The organism is Marinisporobacter balticus, assembly GCF_004345705.1.
GTDB lineage: Bacteria > Bacillota > Clostridia > Peptostreptococcales > Thermotaleaceae > Marinisporobacter > Marinisporobacter balticus.
This window is the reverse complement of the sequence record NZ_SLWV01000038.1, coordinates 1-25,655: the sequence shown is the minus strand read 5'-3', so window position 1 is coordinate 25,655 and position 25,655 is coordinate 1. Positions and strand designations below refer to the sequence as shown.

Below are 25,655 nucleotides of genomic sequence, written 5' to 3'. Positions count from 1 at the left end.
ATAGGATTCATTCATCACTAGGATATTTAACACCGTATCAATATAGGATTACTAACCTTAAAAAAGTTGTTTGATTTACTGTTGACAATCCAAATCCATCTTTAATATTTATTTTCATCTGAAGCTTCTCACTCCTGTCCATCTACGTTCTTTAATATCTAATTTAGGACGAGAAGTATGAACAACATATAATTCTCTTTCTGGATGCTGTTTATGCAATTCTACATATCTACGCAATGCACCATTATTATCATTCAAAAACACATCTACAACCGTTATCTGCTCTATTATCCTTTCATTCTCTTCTGTTCGTGCATCAATCGCTTCAATAATTACCCATTGATCTGGATATGCTTCTTTGACATTATTCCAACGCATAATCATGCACTCCATTCCTTAGTTATTTCTTTCCTATATAAAAGAATTTTCATAGTATCTGTAGTTATATTATATCATTAATCGTCTATTTTATTTAGCAAAATTTGTTTTACCTACACATGACAAATAAACCCTTTTAGAAAATTTTTAACTATTCATCTACGTTCTTGTTAAATATGTTTATCAAAATTAAAAATATAAAGTTTTTTAATAGTTTCTCTAATCTCTCATGTACACTTAACTTACTTGCTAGTAAGAATTGTCCAAAGTATCCACTTTTTCAACAGCATCCCTCCCCCTACATAATTCATTATATGCCGAAGAAAGGATTGTCTATTCCTCCCCTAATAACTACCTGCATGAGCGTACTTTCACTCTCATTAAATTCTGCAAGAGTTTTTAGAGCTGGGACCGAGATTTACTCTTTGAAATTTTATCTAGATTTTCAATATACATAGAGATTTCACCACACTTAGGACAAACTGCAACTTTAGGCTTTTCTATCCTCTTAGCAAAGATACCCGTACCGGTAGCAATTTTAATACCATAGCCTGCACCTTCAACTTTCACATTGACATTGACAACAAATTCTCATTTTTATTTCCTCCATTTTGTATTACATATAAATACCCTCTATTTTATCTTTCTTAAAAAGTTATCTATTAACTTTTCTGATTTTTCAAATGACGGCGCAGAGTAGTTATTTGAAAAAGGGTCACTAAATCCATGTTTTCCATTCAATATATAAACATTAATATTCATTTTTTTTAAAGAATTAACTACTTCTTTCACTTCAAATGATTTCTCTTTTGTCGGGAATATTAGTAAAACGGGACATTTAGGAGTAATATTCATATAAACTCTGATCCTTGAACCATAATACCCTATGATACCATCACAGAGATTGTCTTCATTGCTACATAACCACGCAATTGTTGCACCTATACTATAGCCTAATAAAAATACATACCTATATTTTTTTTTAGATTGTATTACTAACTGTTTTACTTGATGAAATGCTAAATCAAACCCAATATTATTCATAAAATGCTGATACGCTTCTTCTTGTGATTCGTAATTAAAAGGCTGATTTAGTTTAATTAAGTTTGGGCAAATAATATCGTATCCAGCTATAGAAAATTTCTTGCACACCGTCTGCATATGTTGATTAATACCGTATATTTCATGTAATACTATGATTACAGAATTAGAATTGTTTATGATTTTCATATAATCCCCCTTAAAGTAATTAACTTATCTTTTTATTATTTCGCATTTTCTAACCATTATAACGCTTAATAAGAATGCTGCGTAATATCTTAATAGTAATTCAGATAAATTTTCTCCAAAATAGACAACTCATTTCAACACTAATTTACTTTTTTCTTATTTTTTCTCATAAGTGTATAAGAAATTTTCCAAGCCCTAATTGTTCACCTACATAGTTTGCTACCCCCATATAAATTTTCATGATTACTATATAAATAAATAAAACACTTAACACTTTTAGGGCATACTGAAGATAATCCATAATTCCTCCTTATCAGCAATGAAATAATCACCAGTATTGCTGTACATAATTCTACAATCACACCGCAGTGACAGGTTTATTGTCCTTTAAAAACTTCCTCATTCTAAATAAAGAAGTAATAAAAATTTATTTATCTGTAACAAGCACTAGAAAAAGATATTTTTATTGTTGTACTCATCCTTACATATATTTTTTTATTATCCTTCTTATGTTAATTCCCAGAGCTAATAAGCCAACCATCACAGCAGAATTAGGTGTGGTCTTCCCTAATAAAATTAATAATATTATCACCCCTACGATGATAAAGTATATAATTTCCTCAGTATCAATGTTTTTTATACTCAACATCCCCTTTTAGTCTCAACATCAGCAATTCATTATTATATTTATATAAACTTCCATTATCATTTTCTAATCTAACTTCTTCTATTTTTACATCCCCTAAGTCCATTTCTACATAAATTTGCTATTTCCTCTCCAAATATACATCCATATTTTTTATAACTTCCACACAATACCTACAATCAACTCCATTAAATCTAATATGACTTTTTTATATAGCTCTATAGCACAACGTAATTCATCCTCCCCACCTATAGTAAAAACATCATCCAAATTATTTCCTTCCATCTCACCGCTCCTTCATTGAATTGAAAATTGAGTATTATTGAAGCAGGGCGCGCACAAAGAAACAAAGAGACAGGGTTACTGTCCCTTTGGCTTCTCATATTGTATCACTAAAACAGTATTGCATTTATTATTATCACTCATCCATAAAAGCACCATTTGCTCCTCTTCTTTAAGCAATTTTTTGAACTCTTCTTTTGTAATTTCACCATATATAACCGTTGTTTTTTGAATATTTCCATTAGGAGAATATTGATATTGGATTTTTTTTACAAACACTTTCCTATTCTCCTCTAACAAATATCGCCCATCCTTATTGCCAGCTTCATTATAATTTAGACTAAAAAATTGTCTTTCCATATCCGTAAGCAGCGTATCTTCCGCTTCACCTATGCATACAGTTTGTATATCATAACTTTCAGGATCTAAACCTTCCAATGCTTCCTGATTAACAAACTCTATTTGTGCAGGCAGTATGTTCGGTTGATATAAGTACAAAGATAACACACCACATATCCCAAATACACTCAAGAATCCGAATGTAGCTATTTTTACAGTGGCTTTATTATCAATCTTTTTTAAAAAAGTAAGGTAGAGCCATGCCCCTATAATACTACCAAGTGTATTGAGCATCAAATCATCCACATCACTTGCACCTAACCCAACAATATATTGAATTATTTCAAAGAACAGACTCACTCTAAAGCATATCCAAATTGTCTTCTTGAATCTTACGTTTTTAAACAATGCTGGTACTAATATTCCGAGAGGAATGAACAGTGCAAAATTACCAAAAACATTTTTCAAGGCAACGTCTATAGCTGTATTATGCGAAAAGAAATCTTTTATAAATCTAAAAGGCATAAGGTTTAATTCTCGAAGTTCTGTAGTAAAACCACATTTGAACAATATAATTTTTAGCAATGCTAAAATGTAAACAACAAAAATTCCCCATAGTCCAATTGATATAATCATTGACATCGTTTTTTGTTTATTTAATTTTGTTCTCATAAAAATTCTCCTCTGTCTTTAATTAAATATATTTATTATCGTACTTTAACACAACAAAATTACGCTTTAAACTACAAAAATAGAAAATTTATCCTTTCCATAATTTCAAAAGAGAGATGGCATCTTTCACACAATCTCTCTTTTGAATGGATTGATTCATTTTACGATTTGCTTAAAACTTCTATTGAATGGATTCAGCAATTTTTATACTTTCAGTTTTTCCAAGATTATAAGTATACATTAAATATCTTACACCATTTTCTTCCCAAACAATTCCCTCATCTCCTACAATAGCATCTTCAGCATTCACCTTTGCTTTTTCGATATTGTTAAAGGCAGTTTCACCGACTGATTCTTCGCATATATAGGTTTGATTCATAAATATTGTTTCTCCTGTATTACTATTCTCAAAATTCAAATTACAAAATTCATTAATAATCTTTCCATTATCATCCTTATAAAATTCAGCATTCACAAATTCAAAGCCTTCTGGTAAATAAGTTGGTAACTTTACATCAAAGCAAGTATACTCATCCAATTTATTAGCATCTTTAACGATTACATTCTCAATTGGATTTTCTTTCGCATTTCTTTCCATATTTTCCTTTTGAACTGCTTCTGTTATTAAGGTTCCATCAGGATCTACTCCAAAGACTTGTTCTCCATTGGCATTATACATTTGATCTTTATTTGCTAATGTAATTTTTTCTATTACATTTCTATCTTTATCAAATACTTTACCTTTAGCTGCTTCTGGTATTTCTTTATCTTCCCATTGATAATCTTTGTTTTCAAATATAGTTATATTATTTAAAGATAAACTTCTAATAATTTTATTTATGATCTCTTGTGCAAAAGTTGTTTGCATAATTACTGTTGATGCACATAATAGACATACTATAGAGGCAGCTATCATCTTTGATTTTTTCTTTCTACTAAACTTCTTCATATTTTCATCCTCCTGATTTCTCATATATCTTAAAGTATTGTTAAATTCTTCATTCATATTTTCTGGAATTTTACTTACTTCCTTTTTGAATTTTTCTTTCATTCTCATATCAAATAAATCATCTTGATTTCTCATGATTATTCATCCTCCCCTAATATTTCTCTAAGTTTTGCCCTTGCTCTATTCAGTCTTGATTTAACAGTTCCTTCTGAAACCTTTAAAATTTCAGATATGTTCTTAACTGAAAGATCATCAAAATAGAATAATGTAATGGTCACTCTGCATTCATCACTTAATAAATTTATTGCGTTGATTAAATCCATATTTTCATAACGATCATGATATTTTTCATCAATACCACCAATATTTTCATCTAGGGCAACACTTCTTTTATTTTTCCTTAATGTTTCATTGCACTCATTGATTAAAATTCTTATCAGCCAAGTTTTGAAATATTTATCTTTTTTTAGGGTATAAATATTTTCGAATGCTTTTATTAATGTATTTTGAATAGCATCTTTTATATCTTCTTCATTTTTCAAAATTCCTCTAGCCACTCGGTAAATATTTAATCTATTTTCATCCATAAGCGACAAAAAAGCTTCTTTATCTCCATTCTTTGCTTTATCCACCACTGTCTTTTTTCTATAATCTAAAAATGATGTGAGTTCCATATTATCCTCCTACTTTTTACTTAGCTAAGTATTACACTTATTAGATGGATTTTGCTTGTAGATGGTTCCATATATTTGAAAAAAACTTTTATAATTCCACAATTACTACTATACATAAAATTACCCCTTATGGATTAACCATAAGGGGCTTATATGTACATCTTTTTATAACGCTGGAATCTTAATCACTTGGTTTGGATAGATCAAATCTGAATTTTTCAGTTGATTTATTTGTGCTATTTTTTTCCAATCTATATCGAATTTTTTCCCTATTCTCCACAATACATCTCCTTGTTTTACAGTATAAGTTTTCTCTCCATTTATAGAAGTTATATTTTGATCAATTTGATGTTTAATTATTTTCTGTGTTTTTGATGAAATCAAACCTTGTTTTTGAAGTTCATATATATTTAAAGATGCTACATTTGGGGTTCTTCCATCTTCTGACATAGGAATTTTTATCTTCCCTGATTTTACTAAATCATACACTTCATTCTTTAATGGATGATTTAAATGAATACCTATTATTTTCCAGTTTTGATCACATTTAGGGGTAATTTCTTTCTTTTCTTGTACATACTGACCAATCAATGCACGAATACTTCCATCTGCCCACTTTTCTGATGAATCAAAAACTTTATCTTCTTCTTTGAAATAACCATCTTTTACCATATTTCCAAAACGATAATTATTTACTGCAAGAGTAAAAGTCATCTCATCTGTAACAGGTTTCCCTTTAAATTTAAGATTTACAATTTTTTGTCCCTCAGGCTTAGAAATATCAATATCATAATCTATTCCTGAGAACATATCATAATTATAACCTCTAATATCTTTGTTAAAGCTTATAGTAACATCTCCATCTTTATATGTATTAAAGTATTTTGCTGACCATTCCATATAATCTTTTAATTGTTTTGCTGTAACTTTTACCCCGATCAATGTATTGGCATACTTATAAATATTGGCTACATCTTTTTTCTTAAACTCTCCCTTTAAAAGATTCATATCTTCTTTAAACGCAGCTGCAGCAGAAACATCCGCTTTTGTATAATACATTTGCACTTCATTAATAAAATCTATCAAAGCAGTATCTTCTACCTGTGCTTTTGGAATCCCTGGTAAAATATATACCTCTTCTATAAAATCTTTTGTGACTGTTCCTATTATTGTATTTGCATCTTCTCTTGATACGTCATGAATATGTTTCCATTTTTCTACTAAATCTGGGTCTACATCATAATTTTTTGTATCTATGTTTTCGCTTTTCTTTTCTGAAATATACCACTTACCTTCTTTGTTGCTTAGTTTTAAATCAATTTTAGATACTCTATTTCCATAAGCTTTTGGCTCTACCACTAAAGTATTTCCTATCATTTCCCCTGAAATATCGCTATGCGCATGACCAACTATAGCAACATCTAGTTGTGGATTGGCTTCAATAATAGATCTTGCACCATCATAACTCGTATATTCATTATCTAATCCCATATGGAATACACCCACGAATAGATCTGCTTTCCCTTCAAGCTCTGTCATTACTTTTTTTGTTTCATCTACTGGATTTTTAAAGATCAATCCCTTAAAATGATCTGGCATAGACGCTTCCCATCTAGGAATATTTGGTGTAATCATACCAATAATGGCCACTTTTACCCCATCTTTTTCTACTATTTTATATGCTGAGTAAGCTCTTTCTCCATTTTCATTATAAATATTTCCAGCTAGTACTGTAGCATTCGATGTTTTAACCGCTTTATCTAAAACCTCTAATCCAAAATTAAATTCATGATTTCCTAAAGTCCATGTATCATATCCTAAAATATTCATTACTTCAATGATAGGATTTTTTTCTTCATTTTGAAAAAGTTCAATAGAATTGTCTTGTATAACATCTCCAGCGTCTACTAAAATAACGTTTTTATTTTCTTTTCTCACTTGCTTAATAACAGATTCAATTTTCAAATAACCCGTATCTACAGCTTCTGCATCTAGTGCATAATCCCAAGGAAATATTCTCCCATGCACATCACTTGTTCCTAGTATGGTTATACTCGTTTCTCGTTCCTCAGCAACAGCTGTTATTGGACAAAAAACACTTACCATTAAAACAATAATCAGTACCACTGCCATATTTTTTTTCAATTCAATCCCCCACTTTCATTTTTGAATTATATTATATATTCTATATATATAATTATTTTCCTTCATTCAAACTGGCTTTTATAAAGAGCAGCATAAAAACCATTTCTCTTTAATAATTCTTCATGGTTCCCTTGCTCTACGATATCTCCATCCTTCATGACAAGAATTAAATCTGCATCACGAATGGTTGACAATCTGTGCGCAATAATAAAGCTCGTTCTTTCTTTCATTAGGTTTTCCATCGCCTTTTGGATTAAAACCTCTGTACGTGTATCCACAGAGCTTGTTGCCTCATCAAGAATTAATATCTTAGGATCTGATAAAATTGCACGGGCAATGGTTAATAGTTGCTTTTGTCCTTGAGATACGTTACTCGCTTCTTCATTCAACTCCATATTATATCCATTTGGTAGCGCCTTTACAAAGCTTTCTACATGCGCTGACTTCGCTGCTTTTATTACTTCTTCATCCGTTGCATTAAGTCTACCATAACGGATATTTTCCATGATGGAACCATTAAACAGCCAAGTATCTTGAAGCACTATCCCAAATAAACCTCGTAAATCTTCTCTCTTAAAACCGCTTATATCATGTCCATCAATAAATATAGCGCCACTGTTTATATCATAAAACCGCATTAAAAGCTTAACGATCGTTGTTTTTCCCGCTCCTGTTGGTCCTACAATGGCTACCTTTTGACCTGGTTTAATGTTAGCTGAAAAATCATTTATAATAATCTTGTCTTTTGTATATCCAAATCGAACATCCTGAAATGTAACTTCTCCCCTAACAGACTCAAGCTTAACTGGATTTTGTACTTCTAAAACCTCTTCTTCCTCTTCTAAGAATTCAAAAACTCTTTCAGAAGCTGCTGCCGTTGACTGAAGTACATTAGCTATTTGAGCTACTTGAGCTATTGGTTGCGTAAAAGTTCTAATATATTGAACAAAAGATAATATATCTCCAACTTCAATAGTCTTTTTTATTGCAAGCCATCCACCTAAAATAGATACAGCTACATAACCTATATTGCCGATAAATTTCATAATAGGCATCATCATTCCAGATAGAAATTGAGACTTCCATGCAGAATGATAAAGCGTGTTATTTAGTTCTTCAAATTTTTCAATTGCTTCTGCTTCTCCACTGAATGCCTTCATGATATTGTGACCACCATAAATTTCTTCTACATGACCATTCACATGACCTAAAAACTCTTGTTGAGACTTAAAGTATTTTTGTGATTTCTTTACTACTGTCATGATTAAGATCATGGATGCTGGTAATATTAATAGTGCCACTAATGTCATTTGCCAGCTTATTGATAACATCATGATGAGTACACCAATGATTGTAACAACAGATGTGATGATCTGTGACATGCTTTGGTTTAATGTTTGACTTACCGTATCAACGTCATTCGTAACCCTTGATAATACTTCTCCGTGCGTCTTTTTATCAAAGTATTTAAGTGGCATACGATTGATCTTTTCTGAAATTCCTTTTCTTAAATGATAAGATACCTTCTGTGCTACACCTGATATGATATAACCCTGTATAATTGAAAATAGCGCACTCATTATATATAATCCAAGAAGTAAAATTATGATGTTTCTTATATAGGCAAAGTCAATAAAAGCACCTTCTAATCCCATTACCTTGCTTACTAAACCTTCAAAAATCTTTGTTGTAGCCTTACCTAAAATCTTAGGACCTACTATAGAGAAAGCTGCACTACCTATTGCAACAATAATTACAGTAATGATGGATAGACTATATGGTTTTAAATACTTTATTAATTTATTCATCGTACCCTTGAAGTCTTTTGCTTTCTCAACTTTTCCCATACCATCCATATGACCTCCGCCAAAGCCACTTGGTCTTTTATTTCCTATTTTTCTATCACTCATGATGAGAGCTCCTCCTTTGAAAGTTGTGATAGAGCAATTTGCTTATAGACTTCACAGTTTTCCATAAGATCCTTATGCGTACTATTTCCTACTATCTTCCCTTCATCAAGAACAATAATCTTATCCGCATTTATTATTGTACTTATTCTTTGTGCAACAATCAAGACAGTACTTCCTGTAGTTTCGCTCTTTAACGCCTTACGTAATGCTACATCTGTCTTAAAGTCAAGTGCTGAAAAACTATCGTCAAATATAAATATTTGAGACTTCTTAGCAAGGGCACGCGCAATAGAAAGTCTTTGTTTTTGACCTCCAGAAATATTCGTACCGCCTTGAGATATCTCTGCATTAAAACCTTCAGCTTTAGCATGAATAAATTCCATAGCTTGAGCGATCTCTGCTGCCTTTACTAACTCCTTTTCTGTTACATCCTTCTTACCGTATTGAATATTGCTTCCTATGGTCCCTGAGAATAAAACTCCCTTTTGTGGTACATAACCAATCTTCTCTCTTAATTCCTGCAAAGATACATCTCTGATATCCGTATCATCTACTAATATTTTTCCACTTGTAACATCATAGAAACGTGCAATCAGATTTATCAGGGTTGTTTTACCACTACCTGTACTTCCAATGAAGGCTGTGGTTTGCCCAGGCTTAGCAGTAAAGGTAATGTTTGAAAGTACATCCTCCCCTGCACCTGGATATCTGAAGCAAACATTCTTAAATTCTATATATCCCTTCTTGTCTTTTCTAAAATGGATGGGTTCTTTTGGATCCGTAATACTTACTTCAATATCTAAAACTTCAACTATACGTTGTGCTGATACGGAAGCACGAGGTAACATTATGGATACCATTGAAATCATTAAGAAAGCCATAATAATTTGCATTGTATATTGTATAAAAGCCATCATGTCACCTACCTGAATATTACCTGCATCAATTTGATGTGCTCCTATCCATACGATGAGCAATGTTATACTATTCATTATAAGCATCATCATTGGCATCATTAATGTCATTAAACGGCTTATAAATAAATTTGTCTTTGTTAAATCCTTATTTACTTTTTCAAACTTCTTTTCTTCATACTTTTGCGTGTTAAAAGCACGAATAACTAGCATACCTATTAAGGATTCACGCATTACTAGGTTTAGCTTATCTATTAGTTTTTGTACTCGCTTAAACTTAGGAATAGCTACTGAAAATAGTATAATGACTAATGTTAGGATTGCCATAACTGCAACTGCTATAATCCAGCCCATAGAAGTATCTGTGTTAAGCACCTTGATGACTCCACCTATACCTAGAATTGGTGCATAGAATACCATTCTAAGTAACATAACCATAAGGGTTTGCACTTGCTGAATATCATTTGTACTTCTTGTGATTAAAGAAGCAGTTGAAAATTTATCAAATTCTGTATTTGAAAAGGTTGTAACCTTTCTAAATAAATTATCTCTAATATCTCTCCCAAGACCTGCTGCGACTCTTGCAGCAAGTAGAGCAACTACAACTGTAGCTCCCATGCTAAGTAATGCTAAGAGCAGCATTTTAAAACCTTCATTAAGAATATAATTTGATTGAAGTTTATCTGTATCTATTCCTATATTTTGATACTCCTGATGAAGATATAAAACTGCTGACTGAGTAATCATGCTATTAGGCATATCCTTAAATTTCTCACTGATCTTTTCTTTTATAATTTCAATTTGTTCTTTTGGCATCTGTGAAATAATTACAAATGCATCTATGCTAGCGGGAAGATTCCCTTGCATTTCTTCTGGCATATCCAGTGTGAAAACGGATACTTCTCCTTTTTCAATTCCCCCAACAATTAATATAGGCTTCCCAAATATGCAATTTAGTTCATCTATTTGATTTTCATCTTTTGTATTGAGCTTATACAGTGGCTCCTTATTAAGCGCTGGATAATCCTTTAGGTAATCTTCTAACTCACTTTTAGAAAGGTTTGCCCCATCTAAAAGAACATAATTATCCTCTGCCTTTTCCTTCTCATCTTCACTCATAAAAAGCTTAATCTTATCAAACTCGCTTTTACGAATTACTTTAGGAACTGCGTTTTCTATACCTCCTTGCTGGATACCCACATTAACAATATTAGACATATACGCTGGAAGCGATAGGTCACATATAGCTTGAACGAATAAAAGCCCTATGATTACAATGATTAAAGTAATAAACGGTTTTAAATATTTTATGATCTTTAGCATTCAATACATCTCTCCTTTTTATTTTTCTAATTTCATTAGCCTAGTCATTAAAAATATTATCTGAAGAATCTGTCATTAGAAAATCTATAACTATGATCTTTTTGATTGTTAAACTATAACAATTATGATTTCATAACTATTATAGTTTAACAATCTTCATGTGTCAATAATATTTAAAATTGTATAATAGTTATAAATATATTATAATATATTTATAACTATTATAGAATTCAACGAAGGAGGTTGCAATGAATACAGTTGAACTAAATAAGCTCTCTGAAGACTTATATAATTTATTCTTCTATTTACACAAGAAAATTATTGATCCAAATGAAATAGCAAAAAATTTTTCTATCCCACCCTCTCATGTTAAAGCCATTATTTATCTTAGACATAATGGTACCTCTTCAATTTCTGAAATTGCTAAGAATCTTACAATATCTAGACCTAACATGACACCTATCATTGATAAATTAATTGCTGAAAATATGGTTAAGCGATGTGATGATCCAAATGATAGAAGAATCATCAAGATAGAATTAACCGATAAGGCTCATGAATTTATAAAAGAACAAAAAGAAAAAATAAAAATTGACCTAGAGAAAAAAATATCATCTCTTAATTCTGAGGATTTAGAAGCTCTAAGTGAACATGTAGTAGGTATTACAGACATAATTTTAAAAATAAAATAGTTTTCCAATATTTATTTAAATTGCAAATGTAATTTTTTTCATAGTATTCTGTAATATAAAGAGGATGATAAATTCATCCTCTTTATATTACAGATCGTTATTGTTTTTTTAAGGACATTTTACGGTCTCCTTCATCCGTTGGATAGGTTTTCTTTCCACAAAAACAACTTTTTTTGAAGTGGATCTTTTCAAAAGTTGTTCGCTTATTCAAGCTCAACCTCATTCTTTCACCCCAAACAATCCGAAAACATCCTTATCGTCAAGCACACGATCACTCTTTTTATCTGAGTTTTCAAGCAAACTTTGCATTTTTTGCTCAATTGTTTTCTTTAGTAATACTTCAAAATCAATATTTCGCAACTTAAAAAACAGTGTAGGGTCTTCATCAAACCTCGCACCAATCCCATACAGCGCAGCGGCAACATGCTTGCACATATGTGCTGAATCATAACAACTGCAGTTAAATTTTATATCATTCACAGCTGGAAATAAACCTTTGCCCTTTACTGTGAAAATCCCCTCTAATTCTTTTGGAAATTTTCCCTCTACCAGATCTCCTAAGCTGTCAATTTTATGATTGCATAGGTTTAGAATATTGTCCCATTTTTCTTTTTTAAGAGGCGTGATTTTAATTTCTACTTCATATGGATTTTTGTCACTGCCCTGTACAAGAGCTTTTACAACACCTATTTCAATTTTTAAATCAATCACAGCGCTATTTCTAACATAACTGCGTCCACGAGATATTCTATTAGAATAATCTGCATAATTTTCAAGATTCTTATTCCAAGCCTTACCCCACCAAGTATTTGCAATCTTTCTACCGTCAATAACAACGGGTGCTAAATCTGCGTTTTTCTTTTTCAGCTTTTCAATTTGTTTTTTAGCTTTTTTCTTTTTTTCTGCAACAGATACATATTTAGGATATTGGTCATAATATGCCATTATTTTTCACCTGCCTGTACAAATGTAAACAATTCCATTAATTGCTTGTTATCCATCTCTGTTATCCAACTCTCTCCAGATGCTGGAATGATATCTCCTGCAAGCTTGCTTTTTTCTTCTATCATCTTATCGATTTTTTCTTCAATTGTACCTGCTGTAATAAACTTATGAACCATAACATTTTTTTTCTGTCCTATACGAAAAGCACGATCTGTTGCTTGATTTTCAACAGCAGGATTCCACCAACGATCAAAATGTATCACATGGTTTGCAGCAGTTAAATTAAGTCCAACACCGCCAGCTTTTAATGATAAAACCATAAATGGAACGTATTCATCCCCGCAAAATTTATCTACAAGTTCTGAACGCTTTTTGACTGGTGTTCCACCGTGTAAAATAAGCCCCATACGATTAAATACCGTTTCAAGAAAATCCGCTATTGGTTTGGTCATCTCTTTAAACTGCGTAAAAACAAGGACGCGCTCTCTTTTTTCACATATGGTTTCACATAAATCAAGTAACCTCTCAAATTTCCCACTTTGCTCATACTTAAAGGTATTTTGTCCCAGAAATTGATCTGGGTGATTGCATATTTGTTTAAACTTCATAATACTTGCTAAAACCAATCCCTTGCGCTCTATGCCTTCAGCAGTTTCTAATTTATGCTTTAATTCCTTAACAAGCCCATTATATAGTACCACTTGCTTTTTGGTAAGGGTTGCATATGTTTTCATTTCCATTTTCTCAGGAAGATCAGCAATGACTGTTTTATCCGTTTTTAGTCTACGCAAGATAAATGGATTTACAACTTCACGAAGCTTTGAATAATCTGCATTCCCATCTTTTAATTTTTGGGTGAATTGTGTAAATTCCTTTGCTGTTCCAAGTAATCCAGCATTTAAAAAGTCAAATAACGACCATAAATCGGACAATCTATTTTCAATAGGTGTACCTGTCATTGCTATTTTAGCACTTGCTTCTAATTGTTTTATCGCCTTTGTTTGCTTCGTTCCAGGGTTTTTTATAGCTTGTGCTTCATCTAATATAACTAAATCCCATTTCACAGTCTTTAGTTCCTCAAGTCGCATTGCCATTCCGTAGGTGGTAATATACAAATTTGTATCATCAATCTTTTGAAAATCAATCTTTTCTTTATTGTTATATATCATTTTATATTTTATCATTGGCGCAAATTTTTCTATTTCCTTTTGCCAATTCCCCATTAAAGAGGCTGGCATTATTAAGAGGGACCTACCCGTCGTATTTAATCTAACATGCTCAAGAAGTGCAATGATTTGAACAGTTTTTCCAAGTCCCATATCGTCTGCAAGACAAGCCCCAAAGCCCAAATTTTTCATATAATTCAGCCAGTCAAATCCCTTTTTCTGGTACCCACGAAGGGTTGCCTTAAAATCATCGCTTATTGCAATATTTTTAATTAAAGAAGGGTTTTTAAGCTTTGAAGTAATGCTATTTAGCCACTCTCCATTAGACACCTCAATGCTAACATCATCGTCCTTAATGTCTAAAAGTTCAGCGGCATTTAGCTGCATCCGCATCGCTTCTCCAATAGTGCATTCGCCTCTTTCTAATAGTTGTTTTGCCTTTTCATAAGCCTCTAATGTAGCTTGCAGCTTTTCGTGATCAACCTCTACCCATTTGCCTTTAATAAAAGATAAGCCACTGGTTTGAGCTAATAGCATTCTTAATTCTTCCTCTGTCATTTGATCCTCACCAAAAAACAGCTCTGGATTGAAATTAAGCAGTGCATCCATTCCCACTTTTGCTGGCTCTCGCTCTCCAACCTTGATAGAAAGTTTTAATGCATTACTTTTTTTCTTCCACCAATCAGGCATACGGCAAAGAATACCACATTCCTCATACAATGATATCTCTTTTAAAAATATATAGGCTTCTTTACTTGTAAGTTTTAGCGGGCTAAACAACTCACCACTTTCAACAAGCTCAGATATAAAGTCACTCTTTTGCGCAGCCTTACTTACAGTGGAAAGCAATTTTAGCAATCTATCATTTTGGCCTTTATATTCAAGCAGTGCATTTTTAAGTGGTGTATGCGTGGCCTTCTTATCTCCCGAATTTTCCGCGCTATAGGTTGCTAAAAATGCAAATGGATACGCATCTAGGTTATTTTCAACTAAATGAAAAAATACCCGGCCAGCAACATTAATCTTTGCATTATGCTCTGACAAAAATTCTGCAACTGTTCCTCGATAAGCTTTGATTTCATTTGCAAAAACTTCTGTTAGGTTTTTATAAATATTTTTTATCCAATTAGCATTTATAAATTCAAGCCCCACAACAAATGGAACGCTATTTAAAAGATCTACGATTTCATCCTCTGTTGGCATTAGAACTGTATTTTCACGAGTAAATTCTACATCCGCAGTTTTTGACAATCTTTTTATAAATTTGACAGCTATATTATGCAAAAACCCTATTGATGGGGATATTTTTTCTATATCATCAACAAATCCAAAATAAAACAGCATTTTATCAGGATTGTCCAAATATTTTTTATACAGATCATTTTCAAAGCTGTTATCTGCGTCAATAGATTTTCTGCTTTGAATTATATTAAAATCTAGTTTAAACCCTTGTTTTAAAAAGTAAGCGATTAATTCCTTATTATTCTTTTTCATTACTTCAACCCCCACTCCTCGCCATTACAACTTTTTTGTTCTTATCCGTATTTTACCTCATATTATAATCACAATACAATATTTATCTTATTCTCATATTTAAACTGTATAACTTCTCTCCTTGTAATAATAAACATCCTTCCAATTAAGAGATTTATGCGCAAGATAAGAAAACAACTATTAGCGTCTGCTTCAAAACTTAAATACTATGCATAATAATATTATTATTTGTGTGAAAATTCCAAAAAAATACACCCTCTTTCTCAAAAAGGTATACTAAGAAATCACCACAACAAATTAAATTATCTTACATTTATAGACAATCGTTTTATTTATAATTTATGACTTACTTCTCCCTTTTTCAAGAGGTGAAAGTCTTTTTCTTCATATTTTTCCTGCATTTTTTTAGGAACAGCTATTCTTTTCTTTTTCATTATCATTATCATTGTGACTTATATTTTCCAAAGCAAATGCCATCTTCTTGTCAATCATTTTATATTTCATCAATAAATATCCTTAAAATATTCTGCTACTTCATCAATATACTGTGCTCTCATATCATTTTGTAATAAAGGTAATCTTATAATCTTTTGGTTACTAAAAGCTTCACTGATTTCATTTAAATATTTTCTTTCAAGGCCTTTTTTATTTTTCCAGAAATCGTCCTTCATATCTTCTGGAAGTATCCTATTTACAATCAACTCATTTACTGGAATATTGTATTTTTTAAGTATATTTACTGCTTTTTTTGTTTCTTCTATCGGTAATTTTTCTGCATTAAGTACAAAAATAAACTGTAACTTTTGATCATCTATCATGATATTCCTTGCTTTTTCCATATTATTTTTTCTTCTCATCAATATTTTAAGTATTGGATCATCGTCTAATTTATTAGGGTCTTGACTATTGGCCATTTTAAAAAGCTTTACAGCCTTTCTTCTTTTTGCCATAAGCGAATCAATCCATGTTCCTAACATTTCAGGAAGTGATAATAATCTTATCGTATGTCCTGTTGGTGCTGTATCAAAAATAATTTGATCGTATTCATCCACCTTTTCATTTATGATTTCTGTCATCTTATCAAACATAGCGGATTCATGGGATCCTGGTGAAACAATAGCTGCATCTAATTGTCTTGTTATTTCCTCTACAATAACAGGACTCACTATATTTTTTAAGTTTCCTTTTATTTTATTTATATATTTTGTACTCTCAAACTCAGCATCTATTTCTATTGCATCTAGATTTTCTCGTATATTTACGATTTCAAGACCTATGGTTCTTTCAAATATATCTGATGTGGAATGCGCAGGATCTGTTGAAACCAGCAATGTTTTTTTTCCTGCCTTAGCACAATATACTGCAAATGCAGAAGAACATGTGGTTTTACCCACGCCTCCTTTTCCACCTATGAATACAATCTTCTTCAAAATATATCACCCTTTCTTACAATTTTTAAGCGTCTAAATCATACTCGCCCCATTTTTCTCCCCATATAGATTTTCTATTTAGCATTCTCTTCTCCCACATTTCCATATCTTCAGCAAGATACGGAAGAAGTTCTAATGTATAGTAACTTATGGGAAGTGGAATCCCTAAAGTATCTGCAAAGCAGATTAACATAAAATTGTCCATTTCATCACTGTATTCTTTTTCTAAAATGTTTCTTGATTTTCTTCCAAAGTCTGTAGCCCCTTGAAAAAATAATCTCATCCACTCTAGAAATTTTTCTAGTTTATCATTGGGCATTATCGCATCTCCTCTCTTTTAAAAGTAAATTCTGATTGAATTATACTATTAATACCTTCTAACACTCCATTTGTTCCAGTTGCTTAGCTGTAAGATTTTCAGGATTTTTAAGCTAAATATATCTAGTACTTTTGAGTAGCTCATTTTCTTTTACTTCTTCACGTCTTACTTTATCAGCTTCTTCATTAATTCTTTTTACTACATGAAACTTATCAAATATAATACTAGCATCGGAAGTCATAACAAACGCTTCAAATAGCAATATATAATATACCTCCCAAATATAAGTAAATAACCTATAAAAAAGTATATCATAATTGGAAATTAAAAGGTTCTTTTCTTGATTCTTAATTATTATAAATCCACACAATATGAGAAAGAGCCACTAAATTATTACGTTTTCATTATCATTTAAAGTTTCTGATGGCACAGCTCGAATTTTTTTTTAAAAAAATTGCTCAACAGATAAATATATCTGTTGAGCAATCTTAATTTTTGCCGAACTTAGTTCTTTATGCTTTTTTACTGTCTTATATCCCTCTTTTTCCCATTCATTCAGTCCACCATTTAATAATCTAACATCCTAGGTTTTTCATACTTATTATGTTTTTGATTAATTTCTCCAACTTTATTGGCATAATCTTGTGGCTATATTCGTACTTGTTCTTTAGCACTATTGTATCCTTTGGTACAAGCTATTAAAGTATACACAATTAGCATAATGAATAGAACAAATAAATACCTTTTCCTTATCATATTTATCCCTCCTTTATTTATCTACGTATATTATTATCTACTTTAGTATCTAACATACCATGCTCTTCCTTTCACAGGTAGTTTTTATTCTTTTGCTTTAAAACTTTTATTTTAAAGACTTCCTTCTACTTAGGCAAATTTATTGGTTTTATTATGGCATAATTTCTATACTACATTTCCCTCATAACACCTATAGAAGATACATATATTTACTTTGTAGGTAAATTATTAGAATGTGGAGGGGTGAGACTATGTTACGCAAGCCTAAAGGTCTTATTTATTTTGTATTCGTTTTTATTTTAACCTTGCTTCAAGTACAGGTTTTATCATTTAATACGATCTATGCACAAAATGAAGAATCACCTATTATTGAAGAAGTTGAAATTGATCATTCAAATGTAGATATAGAAGTTACAGATGAAACTTCACCAAGGATAGATTCAATAACAGTTGATCAAAGTAATATTGAGGTAGTTGGCACTGTATTTAGATTTATAGCCACTTCTAAAGGTGAAAATTTAAATTATGAATGGACTATATTTAAAGACTATGATCAAATATATAAAAAGGAATATAGTGAAGAAAACTTTTTAGATTTTACTATGAATGAATTAGGAAGATATCAGGCTGTTGTAACGATTAAAGATGCAAATGGAATTACTACAAGTAAATTGTCAGAAGAAATTAATATTATTCGCCCTATTATCATAAATTCTGTTTGGGTAGATAAAAATGATAAACAGCTTGTTAATATGCCTCTCAACTTTTCCGTTTCAGCAGAAGGAGATCATTTGTTTTATCATTGGTACATATTCAAAGATTCAAATATAGTATATGATGGATTACTTAGTCAAGATAATCGTATTCATTATACGCCAAATGAGCCAGGGATATATAAGGGTATGGTATATGTTACAGATAGGTTTGGAAAATGTATAAATGCGTATTCAGAGGAAATTATAATCTATGAAAATGCTCTTTCAGAAAAAGAAAAATTAGAGGCAATTATAAACGAAAAAAACTTTAGTAGTAAAACAAATTATTATATATGGATTGATACAGATAGGAATCTAACTTATGTTTTTGAAGGGGAAAATAAAAATTGGCGTCTTACTAAAACAATGGTCTGTACAGATGGTAAAGCATCAACCCCAACTGTAAAAGGGAATTTTACAATTAGTGGAAGATCCCCTTGGCTTACTTCATATAATGGAAAAGTAAAGGCGAAATACAAGGTTAGATTCTTTGGAAATTATTATTTGCATTCAATTTTATTCGATTCTAAGGGAAAAAATATTGTAGACTCACGACTAGGGCAATCTCTTTCACATGGCTGTGTTAGATTAAGCGTGGATGATGCTAAATGGGTATATGATAATATCAAAGATCATACAGGCGTGTACGTAAATTAAAAGCCTAGAAAAGTTAATCGTAAAGCAATCCCTGTTTATTGCACACTTCTTAAAAGATTATATAATTGAAAGATAGTTGGTTTCCGTATTCACATCGCTTATATATAATTTAAGCATTTTCATTTGTATCTTTAAAGCTATAACTATTTAAAATACTATATTACACAACATATATGTTGTGTAATATAGTAAAAATATAAACCATAGTTAAATATATTTTTTACTTTTATATTTCATCTTTCAATACTTTGCTCTAGTGTTATATTAAGATTAGGCAGATTATGAGATTTACTTGCGGAAACATTCAAATTGAATTTTCTCATACTACACCTCTCAATACATATATATTATATTTAAGAATACTAGAAACGCAAGATAAACGGCTTATTTTAATGCATTTATCATTTTACATCTTTTATTCGAAAACCTATGCTTCACTAGATTGCTTTAAATTAGATTTTCCCCAAAATCCAAATACTCTAGCTAAAATTAAAAGTACAACCATTAGTCCTAAAAAAATTAAACCTGTTTTTAATGCCCCATACTTAACTGCTAATATTGGGAGCATTGAAGTCATTAATCTACCTCCAGCAAATGGACTGAAAAATGGTGCTCTTAATGCAAAAGCTTTTCCTGCTTCTGTTTCCATTTCAGGGTCAACAGTTCTCAAAAGCATTAATCCAACAGCTGAAACACCAGTAAGTGCTCCAAAGTTAACAATTGCATGTTCAAACCAATCTTCCTTGAACATACGCGGTCCTGCCCAAAAGAAATATACAATTGTTATCACTGCTGTAGATACTATAAGGATCAATAATGGGGTTGCATACGCAACAACAACTGGAACCTTGATTGCTGCAATTGCGCCGATAATTAAAAATTCTAATGCAAGTCCTTGAATTTGATGTAATGTTCCAACATCAATTGCATCTGCAAATTCTGTTTTTGATATGATCATTTGTACGATTAATCCACCAATCATAGCCATTGGGAATAACGGCATTCCAATATTTAATGCTGAAGCAATTTGTTTTTGTAGTATCCATCCAATGAACATAGTAATTGCGATTAAAGCACCATGAAATGCAAAAGATTCAACAATATCTTTATTGATTGTAGTCATGGCAGCTGGCTTTCGCTTTGCTTTTGGAATAATATCATAGCTTTCATTGCTATTAATATTATCTGCTGCTTTCAGAACCGATGTATATCCTTTTCTAACACCATAATTTATAATAATCATTCCTATTATAATTCCCATAAATAGCCCTACAGTAGCTGAAGTAAGTCCCAATGCTCCTCCATCTTCCCAATTCAGCTGCTTAAATACATCCATCATACCCCCTGCAGTTCCATGACCACCACACCATCCGATCTCAACAATAGAACCGATCATATCATTGACATGCTAAAAAAAGAAAGAATACACACAATAAGGTATATTCTTTCTTTTTTTATCCAATATAAAATTATCAAGATTGTGTTTATGCTTTCTACAACATCCCAAAATCATTCAATATTTCATTCTGAATTATTTGATATTTTAAATTTATTATAATATCTAATCGCACCAAAATGCATCGGAATAGATATCTGCTGAAAATTATTTTCTAATTTTATATTTTCCCCTTGGGAATGTACACCTTCTATTTCATCAACATGTTTAAATAAAGCTTCTACAATTTGGTTTACAAAAATATCATCCATATCACTGCTTGTAACCAATAATGCTTGACTAGCAATCGTAATAATATCCCTATTTACACCCCTATATGTTTCTTTAGGTATGATAAATACTGTTAAATATTTCATAATATCTTCTTCATCAAAAACATTTTTATCAATAGACAATAAATCAATATCCATCATAGCTGAAATATCTACTACTGCTGCCGTGGGAATGCCAGATCCTATAATTACACAATCTACTTTATTTTGTTGTAACGCCATGATTCCTTCTTTGAAAGATAAATATTGCGGACTAATCTCATCAAATGAAATTCCATGACATTTCAGCAATTCCTTCGCAGTTCTAAATGTGCCACTATTCATTTTTCCTACAGCAACTCTTTTTCCTTTTAAATCATCCATACTTTTCATTCCTGAATTCTTTAATACTACAAACTGGAAAACTTCAGGATACAAAGTAGCAGCTACTCTTAAATTTTCGCTTCATTCTCTTTTTTAAAATCAAACCCATATTCTTCAGGAGATATGGGTTGTCCTACTATTTTAATAAAATTTGTCTGTTTCATCTTTTGTATTGTATATAAACCTGTAAGCCTATTTCCAATAAAGGCATCTATCTTTCCCATCATCAATAATAAAAAACCTTGTTGCTGATTTTCAACATATTGAACTGAATCTTTTCTTATATACTTTCTTAGTTCCTTTGGAATATTCCCTTTCTGAATTCCTACTTTTACAGAATTTAAATCTTCAATAACTGCAATAAATTTACTATCTTTTTTGACAAATATACTATTCTCTATCATCAAATATGGTAAAGAAAAGTCATAAGTTTTCTCATATTCTTTGCTTATTTCTAAACCTAATTTTATAACGTTTTTTATATATTGTAATAAAAAAACTTGTACTGGACATAACGATCCCAATACAAGCTTCATTGCTTAAATAAACACACGCATTGTGTGAAGATATTTTCATATATCATTATTTATATCTATACAATACTAGTTTTATCGTATCTTCACTAGTATGGATTTCAGCCTTGTCTATCATCATCCCAACTAATGTAAGTTCCGTATCTACATCACAGTCACCTGCTAATTCCCAATAGTATTCTTCCATTTCTTCTTGTTTCCCACACTTTAAATATTTTATCATTTTTTCTATTTTTTCTTGATCCTTTACTGTATAATTACTGGTCAAAACTATTTTATAGTAATCTTTTTTTTCTTTAAGATTAATATTAATATCCGTCGCTCCCATATTAAAAAGATAAACTACCAATTCATCGACTATTTTTGAAATTCTTCTTTTATTATGCTTCATTACATTTCATCCTTCCTAAAAGCCTCTATTATAGGCACTAAAATAGCTGCAACGAGCCCTGCCGCAAATCCATTGTTATAAAGATTTAATCCGCCATGCAATACGCCTACATTTAAAACCACAGATGAGTGTATAAAAGCTGCAATAACTCCATATTGCCATCCGAACTCACCTGCGATTGGTGCTAGGGCTGTTCCAAATAATGCAGCTAATAATATAGCTGGATCATTAATATTCCATATTTTAGTAAGTGCCCCTATGAATACACCTAAAAAAATAGGTGTTATATTTTTAATATGTTTACCAAATGCTCCAAATCCAGCTACAGTAAATATTCCTCCAATGGTAGGTCCATTTAAATCTCCATGAACAAGTAATATATAGTTCGTTGCAACTATTCCATTAATCCCCATATTTATTAATGTTAAAGGAAATCCTTCTAGCATAACGAAATCCGTAACAAGCCTTCCTGAATACTTCATTATATTTTTAAGATTTTTAAAAGATTTATTGTTTAAATAAAAACCAATACCTATCATGGATAAAAAAATCACATGCAGATATATCCCCAAAATCTTGTTATTACCAGTTGTCCAAATCATTCTAGGATTTGCTAAAAACCCATAAGATTTAAAAACGGAAAAAATTATTGTTCCAATCATTCCCCCAGTAAAACCAATATTGTATAAATTAAATCCTTGATGTACTCTCACAAGATATGTTGATAAGGGTGGAAGTATAAATCCGATCCCTATTCCTACGAAAGTACCTAGTGCCACTCTAATAAAAAATGGTAATGTTGTACTAAACATTATTTCTGTAACAAATGGTGCCATAGCAGTTCCAAATAATGCCATATAAATATATTTTGAAAACTTTTCCTTTTGTACTTTTGAATATAAATAAACTCCTATTATTATAAACCACACATTTAACAGATTCTTACCAAAAAATGAAAATCCCGCTATTAGAAATAATGCAGCTATGGTTACACCATTAAAATTTATTTTTAACTTACATAGTATATAAATAAATATTAAAGTTAGTATTCCTGAATTTACAAAAGCTGCTCCGATACCCCCTACCCCTATATAATCCGTTATTAATGTATCCGGTTCTGTGAGTATAGTGTATAGTCCTTGAATTATTACTTTTGGTGTATCTACTAAAAATCCGAATATCACCAAAGAAAAACCGAATACAACTAACATAATCACCTTAATTGTATTTTCTTTTTTCTTTTCTGCATCAATACTTTTAGATATGTTCATTCTTTCCCCCCTACAGCACTATCTATATTTTAAAAGTTATATAAATTATACCCCATTTATTGTGTAAATAACAAAATAGTATAAATCTAAAATTATTTTCAAGTTCTTTATCAATTTCCTCCATGCATCTTCCGGTGCTTGTTACTAACTTAAAATTTATTCCCTCATAACACCTATAGAAGATACATATATTTACTTTTTAGGTAAATTATTAGAATGTGGATATAGAAGTTACAGATGGTAAAGCATCAACCCCAACTGTAAAAGGGAATTTTACAATTAGTGGAAGATCCCCTTGGCTTACTTCATATAATGGAAAAGTAAAGGCGAAATACAAGGTTAGATTCTTTGGAAATTATTATTTGCATTCAATTTTATTCGATTCTAAGGGAAAAAATATTGTAGACTCACGACTAGGGCAATCTCTTTCACATGGCTGTGTTAGATTAAGCGTGGATGATGCTAAATGGGTATATGATAATATCAAAGATCATACAGGCGTGTACGTAAATTAAAAAGATTAGACAACTATACATCCGACAATGCATTTGTGTTCACGGGCCGTGCAATAAATATAGTATCCACAATAGTGTAAGGCTCCATAAATACCCTAAAAAAAAATGGTGAGGAAAGCAATATTGCAGAAGCAATTTGATATTGAATTTTTGAGTTAAAGGTTTGATAGACTGTTCACTATCAATCTGTGCAGTTTCTTCTATCTGCTACTTCCTCCTTTATTTGTGGGTGCAACAAAAATTTTTGCGTAGGGTATCCAAATTCTACAAGGAGTTCTGATTCCGCAAAACCGAGTTGTCGGTATTCATCACGATAGCCAGTATCTGCTTTATCTCCCTCACGGTAAGTTGTAATGCTGAGTGTTTCTCCTGGCAGACATTCAGTCATCAGTTTATTCAAAAATGCTTTGGTGACACCTTTCCTGCGATATTGTGGATGTACTCCTAAAAAATCTATGCTACCAGTTTCTTTACAAAAAACGAGAACGCCGACTGCGGTATCTTCATCTTTCATTATCAATGCACGTTGTTCTGCAATACATTGCTTTAGTTGACCTATGTACTCGTGTTCCACTAAACACGGGAAACCATCGATTACAAGCCGCACCAAATCCATCCATAGAGGAATGTCAGCATTGGAAGCATAAGAAATATTAGGGGTGAAGTCTATTGTGTTCATATTCGTTAAAGTAGGATTTGATTTCAGTATAAAGCGAAGTTGCAATGGATAAAATTTATCACTTTCCCGAAATTGATTGGGGGTTTGCTTATACATTGCCTTGAATACAGGAGTAAATGCCTGTTGACTTTCATAACCAGCTAAAGCCGCAATTTCAATAATCGGCTTTTCCGAAAAGATCAGTAATTTTGCCGCTTCTGTTAGTTTGCGCCTCTGGACATAATCATGAAGTGTCAATCCCACAGTATTGGTAAACATTCTGTGCAAATGATACTTTGAATAGTGAACAGCAGCCGCAACAATTTCCAAATCTAATTTTTTTGATAAGTGATCTTCTATATAGTTGATTGCAGCCATAACATTTTTAATGCTACTTCTCATAACAGGTACCTCCTTTCCCAACAAGAGCTCTCACGGAAACTCTTTATCCCCTGTGATTACTCTCTTTTATTAATCAAAATTTTTATTAATTCCCCCATTTTTTTTGCATAAAATACTT

General features: G+C 31.4%; 23 protein-coding genes and 1 pseudogene. 3 read left to right on the top strand and 21 right to left on the bottom strand.

Annotated elements, in window-relative coordinates; all coding sequences use genetic code 11:
• Positions 1–114: 114 nt before the first annotated feature.
• The 10 genes from EV214_RS17135 to EV214_RS17095 all read right to left on the bottom strand — a co-directional run bounded on the left by EV214_RS17135 (position 115) and on the right by EV214_RS17095 (position 11,462).
• Positions 115–378 carry a hypothetical protein gene (locus tag EV214_RS17135; RefSeq protein WP_132247992.1) on the bottom strand — a complete coding sequence of 88 codons (264 nt, stop codon included), beginning with the start codon at positions 376–378 and terminating at the stop codon, positions 115–117.
• Between the two features lie 633 nt (positions 379–1,011).
• Positions 1,012–1,608, bottom strand: coding sequence for a dienelactone hydrolase family protein (locus EV214_RS17125; RefSeq protein WP_132247988.1), 597 nt, complete (start codon positions 1,606–1,608; stop codon positions 1,012–1,014).
• A 166-nt stretch (positions 1,609–1,774) separates the two neighbouring features.
• A complete protein-coding gene (locus tag EV214_RS19455) occupies positions 1,775–1,909 on the bottom strand; it encodes a hypothetical protein (protein WP_279233153.1) in 135 nt (44 codons plus the stop codon).
• Between the two features lie 498 nt (positions 1,910–2,407).
• Positions 2,408–2,539 carry a hypothetical protein gene (locus EV214_RS19450; protein ID WP_279233152.1) on the bottom strand — a complete coding sequence of 44 codons (132 nt, stop codon included), beginning with the start codon at positions 2,537–2,539 and terminating at the stop codon, positions 2,408–2,410.
• A gap of 75 nt (positions 2,540–2,614) precedes the next feature.
• A complete protein-coding gene (locus EV214_RS17120; RefSeq protein WP_132247986.1) occupies positions 2,615–3,547 on the bottom strand; it encodes a VanZ family protein in 933 nt (310 codons plus the stop codon).
• A gap of 181 nt (positions 3,548–3,728) precedes the next feature.
• Positions 3,729–4,631 carry a DUF4367 domain-containing protein gene (locus tag EV214_RS17115; RefSeq protein WP_132247984.1) on the bottom strand — a complete coding sequence of 301 codons (903 nt, stop codon included), beginning with the start codon at positions 4,629–4,631 and terminating at the stop codon, positions 3,729–3,731.
• A gap of 2 nt (positions 4,632–4,633) precedes the next feature.
• On the bottom strand, positions 4,634–5,170 hold the full coding sequence (locus EV214_RS17110; protein ID WP_132247982.1) for an RNA polymerase sigma factor: 537 nt from the start codon (positions 5,168–5,170) through the stop codon (positions 4,634–4,636).
• A gap of 165 nt (positions 5,171–5,335) precedes the next feature.
• The gene (locus EV214_RS17105) at positions 5,336–7,315 is read right to left on the bottom strand and encodes a 5'-nucleotidase C-terminal domain-containing protein (protein ID WP_132247980.1); all 1,980 of its coding nucleotides are present in this window, start codon (positions 7,313–7,315) and stop codon (positions 5,336–5,338) included.
• 62 nt (positions 7,316–7,377) lie between these two features.
• Complete coding sequence (locus EV214_RS17100; RefSeq protein ID WP_132247978.1) at positions 7,378–9,225, bottom strand: ABC transporter ATP-binding protein; 1,848 nt, start codon at positions 9,223–9,225, stop codon at positions 7,378–7,380.
• Entirely contained in the window at positions 9,222–11,462 is a 2,241-nt protein-coding gene (locus EV214_RS17095) for an ABC transporter ATP-binding protein (protein ID WP_132247976.1), read from the bottom strand. The genes EV214_RS17100 and EV214_RS17095 overlap by 4 nt, the downstream gene beginning before the upstream one ends.
• 248 nt (positions 11,463–11,710) lie before the next feature.
• Between EV214_RS17095 and EV214_RS17090 the strand changes: the two genes are divergently transcribed.
• Positions 11,711–12,154: a MarR family winged helix-turn-helix transcriptional regulator gene (locus tag EV214_RS17090; protein ID WP_132247974.1), complete on the top strand. Its 444-nt coding sequence runs from the start codon at positions 11,711–11,713 to the stop codon at positions 12,152–12,154.
• A 219-nt stretch (positions 12,155–12,373) separates the two neighbouring features.
• Here the strand turns inward: EV214_RS17090 and EV214_RS17085 are convergent, their stop codons facing one another.
• The 5 genes from EV214_RS17085 to EV214_RS17065 all read right to left on the bottom strand — a co-directional run bounded on the left by EV214_RS17085 (position 12,374) and on the right by EV214_RS17065 (position 17,770).
• Positions 12,374–13,099, bottom strand: a complete 726-nt coding sequence (locus tag EV214_RS17085; protein ID WP_132247972.1) for an SWIM zinc finger family protein — start codon at positions 13,097–13,099, stop codon at positions 12,374–12,376.
• Positions 13,099–15,759, bottom strand: a complete 2,661-nt coding sequence (locus EV214_RS17080) for a DEAD/DEAH box helicase (protein ID WP_132247970.1) — start codon at positions 15,757–15,759, stop codon at positions 13,099–13,101. Before EV214_RS17080 ends, EV214_RS17085 begins: the two co-directional genes overlap by 1 nt.
• 503 nt (positions 15,760–16,262) lie before the next feature.
• A complete protein-coding gene (locus EV214_RS17075) occupies positions 16,263–17,189 on the bottom strand; it encodes an ArsA family ATPase (RefSeq protein ID WP_165916444.1) in 927 nt (308 codons plus the stop codon).
• 25 nt (positions 17,190–17,214) lie between these two features.
• Positions 17,215–17,508, bottom strand: coding sequence for a hypothetical protein (locus tag EV214_RS17070; protein ID WP_132247966.1), 294 nt, complete (start codon positions 17,506–17,508; stop codon positions 17,215–17,217).
• Positions 17,509–17,620: 112 nt separating this feature from the next.
• A complete protein-coding gene (locus EV214_RS17065) occupies positions 17,621–17,770 on the bottom strand; it encodes a transposase (RefSeq protein WP_132247964.1) in 150 nt (49 codons plus the stop codon).
• Positions 17,771–18,515: 745 nt separating this feature from the next.
• Between EV214_RS17065 and EV214_RS17060 the strand changes: the two genes are divergently transcribed.
• Positions 18,516–19,676, top strand: a complete 1,161-nt coding sequence (locus EV214_RS17060; RefSeq protein ID WP_165916443.1) for a L,D-transpeptidase — start codon at positions 18,516–18,518, stop codon at positions 19,674–19,676.
• 427 nt (positions 19,677–20,103) lie between these two features.
• Here the strand turns inward: EV214_RS17060 and EV214_RS17055 are convergent, their stop codons facing one another.
• The 5 genes and pseudogenes from EV214_RS17055 to EV214_RS17035 all read right to left on the bottom strand — a co-directional run bounded on the left by EV214_RS17055 (position 20,104) and on the right by EV214_RS17035 (position 23,962).
• Positions 20,104–21,072: a sodium/glutamate symporter family protein gene (locus tag EV214_RS17055; protein WP_132247960.1), complete on the bottom strand. Its 969-nt coding sequence runs from the start codon at positions 21,070–21,072 to the stop codon at positions 20,104–20,106.
• Between the two features lie 125 nt (positions 21,073–21,197).
• Positions 21,198–21,824, bottom strand: a pseudogene (locus EV214_RS17050) (TAXI family TRAP transporter solute-binding subunit); the annotation flags it as partial.
• An 11-nt stretch (positions 21,825–21,835) separates the two neighbouring features.
• Positions 21,836–22,303 (bottom strand): type 2 periplasmic-binding domain-containing protein, encoded by a 468-nt coding sequence (locus tag EV214_RS17045; protein WP_132247956.1) that lies wholly within the window; start codon positions 22,301–22,303, stop codon positions 21,836–21,838.
• Positions 22,304–22,349: 46 nt separating this feature from the next.
• A complete protein-coding gene (locus EV214_RS17040) occupies positions 22,350–22,691 on the bottom strand; it encodes a hypothetical protein (RefSeq protein ID WP_132247954.1) in 342 nt (113 codons plus the stop codon).
• Positions 22,691–23,962: a DUF1576 domain-containing protein gene (locus tag EV214_RS17035; protein ID WP_132247952.1), complete on the bottom strand. Its 1,272-nt coding sequence runs from the start codon at positions 23,960–23,962 to the stop codon at positions 22,691–22,693. The genes EV214_RS17040 and EV214_RS17035 overlap by 1 nt, the downstream gene beginning before the upstream one ends.
• A gap of 218 nt (positions 23,963–24,180) precedes the next feature.
• Here EV214_RS17035 and EV214_RS17030 point away from each other — a divergent pair, with 218 nt between their 5' ends.
• On the top strand, positions 24,181–24,477 hold the full coding sequence (locus tag EV214_RS17030) for a L,D-transpeptidase (RefSeq protein WP_132247950.1): 297 nt from the start codon (positions 24,181–24,183) through the stop codon (positions 24,475–24,477).
• A 181-nt stretch (positions 24,478–24,658) separates the two neighbouring features.
• Here EV214_RS17030 and EV214_RS17025 read toward each other — a convergent pair whose 3' ends face one another.
• Positions 24,659–25,537 (bottom strand): GNAT family N-acetyltransferase, encoded by an 879-nt coding sequence (locus EV214_RS17025; RefSeq protein ID WP_132247948.1) that lies wholly within the window; start codon positions 25,535–25,537, stop codon positions 24,659–24,661.
• Between the last annotated feature and the right edge of the window lie 118 nt (positions 25,538–25,655).

Excerpts from the sequence above, each read along its gene's own strand:
- EV214_RS17135 (WP_132247992.1), bottom strand. The coding sequence starts at position 378 with ATGCGTTGGAATAATGTCAAAGAAGCATATCCAGATCAATGGGTAATT.
- EV214_RS17125 (WP_132247988.1), bottom strand. The coding sequence starts at position 1,608 with ATGAAAATCATAAACAATTCTAATTCTGTAATCATAGTATTACATGAA.
- EV214_RS19455 (WP_279233153.1), bottom strand. The coding sequence starts at position 1,909 with ATGGATTATCTTCAGTATGCCCTAAAAGTGTTAAGTGTTTTATTTATT.
- EV214_RS19450 (WP_279233152.1), bottom strand. The coding sequence starts at position 2,539 with ATGGAAGGAAATAATTTGGATGATGTTTTTACTATAGGTGGGGAGGAT.
- EV214_RS17120 (WP_132247986.1), bottom strand. The coding sequence starts at position 3,547 with ATGAGAACAAAATTAAATAAACAAAAAACGATGTCAATGATTATATCA.
- EV214_RS17115 (WP_132247984.1), bottom strand. The coding sequence starts at position 4,631 with ATGAGAAATCAAGATGATTTATTTGATATGAGAATGAAAGAAAAATTC.
- EV214_RS17110 (WP_132247982.1), bottom strand. The coding sequence starts at position 5,170 with ATGGAACTCACATCATTTTTAGATTATAGAAAAAAGACAGTGGTGGAT.
- EV214_RS17100 (WP_132247978.1), bottom strand. The coding sequence starts at position 9,225 with ATGAGTGATAGAAAAATAGGAAATAAAAGACCAAGTGGCTTTGGCGGA.
- EV214_RS17095 (WP_132247976.1), bottom strand. The coding sequence starts at position 11,462 with ATGCTAAAGATCATAAAATATTTAAAACCGTTTATTACTTTAATCATT.
- EV214_RS17090 (WP_132247974.1), top strand. The coding sequence starts at position 11,711 with ATGAATACAGTTGAACTAAATAAGCTCTCTGAAGACTTATATAATTTA.
- EV214_RS17085 (WP_132247972.1), bottom strand. The coding sequence starts at position 13,099 with ATGGCATATTATGACCAATATCCTAAATATGTATCTGTTGCAGAAAAA.
- EV214_RS17080 (WP_132247970.1), bottom strand. The coding sequence starts at position 15,759 with ATGAAAAAGAATAATAAGGAATTAATCGCTTACTTTTTAAAACAAGGG.
- EV214_RS17070 (WP_132247966.1), bottom strand. The coding sequence starts at position 17,508 with ATGCCCAATGATAAACTAGAAAAATTTCTAGAGTGGATGAGATTATTT.
- EV214_RS17060 (WP_165916443.1), top strand. The coding sequence starts at position 18,516 with ATGTTACGCAAGCCTAAAGGTCTTATTTATTTTGTATTCGTTTTTATT.
- EV214_RS17055 (WP_132247960.1), bottom strand. The coding sequence starts at position 21,072 with ATGATCGGTTCTATTGTTGAGATCGGATGGTGTGGTGGTCATGGAACT.
- EV214_RS17045 (WP_132247956.1), bottom strand. The coding sequence starts at position 22,303 with ATGAAGCTTGTATTGGGATCGTTATGTCCAGTACAAGTTTTTTTATTA.
- EV214_RS17040 (WP_132247954.1), bottom strand. The coding sequence starts at position 22,691 with ATGAAGCATAATAAAAGAAGAATTTCAAAAATAGTCGATGAATTGGTA.
- EV214_RS17035 (WP_132247952.1), bottom strand. The coding sequence starts at position 23,962 with ATGAACATATCTAAAAGTATTGATGCAGAAAAGAAAAAAGAAAATACA.
- EV214_RS17025 (WP_132247948.1), bottom strand. The coding sequence starts at position 25,537 with ATGAGAAGTAGCATTAAAAATGTTATGGCTGCAATCAACTATATAGAA.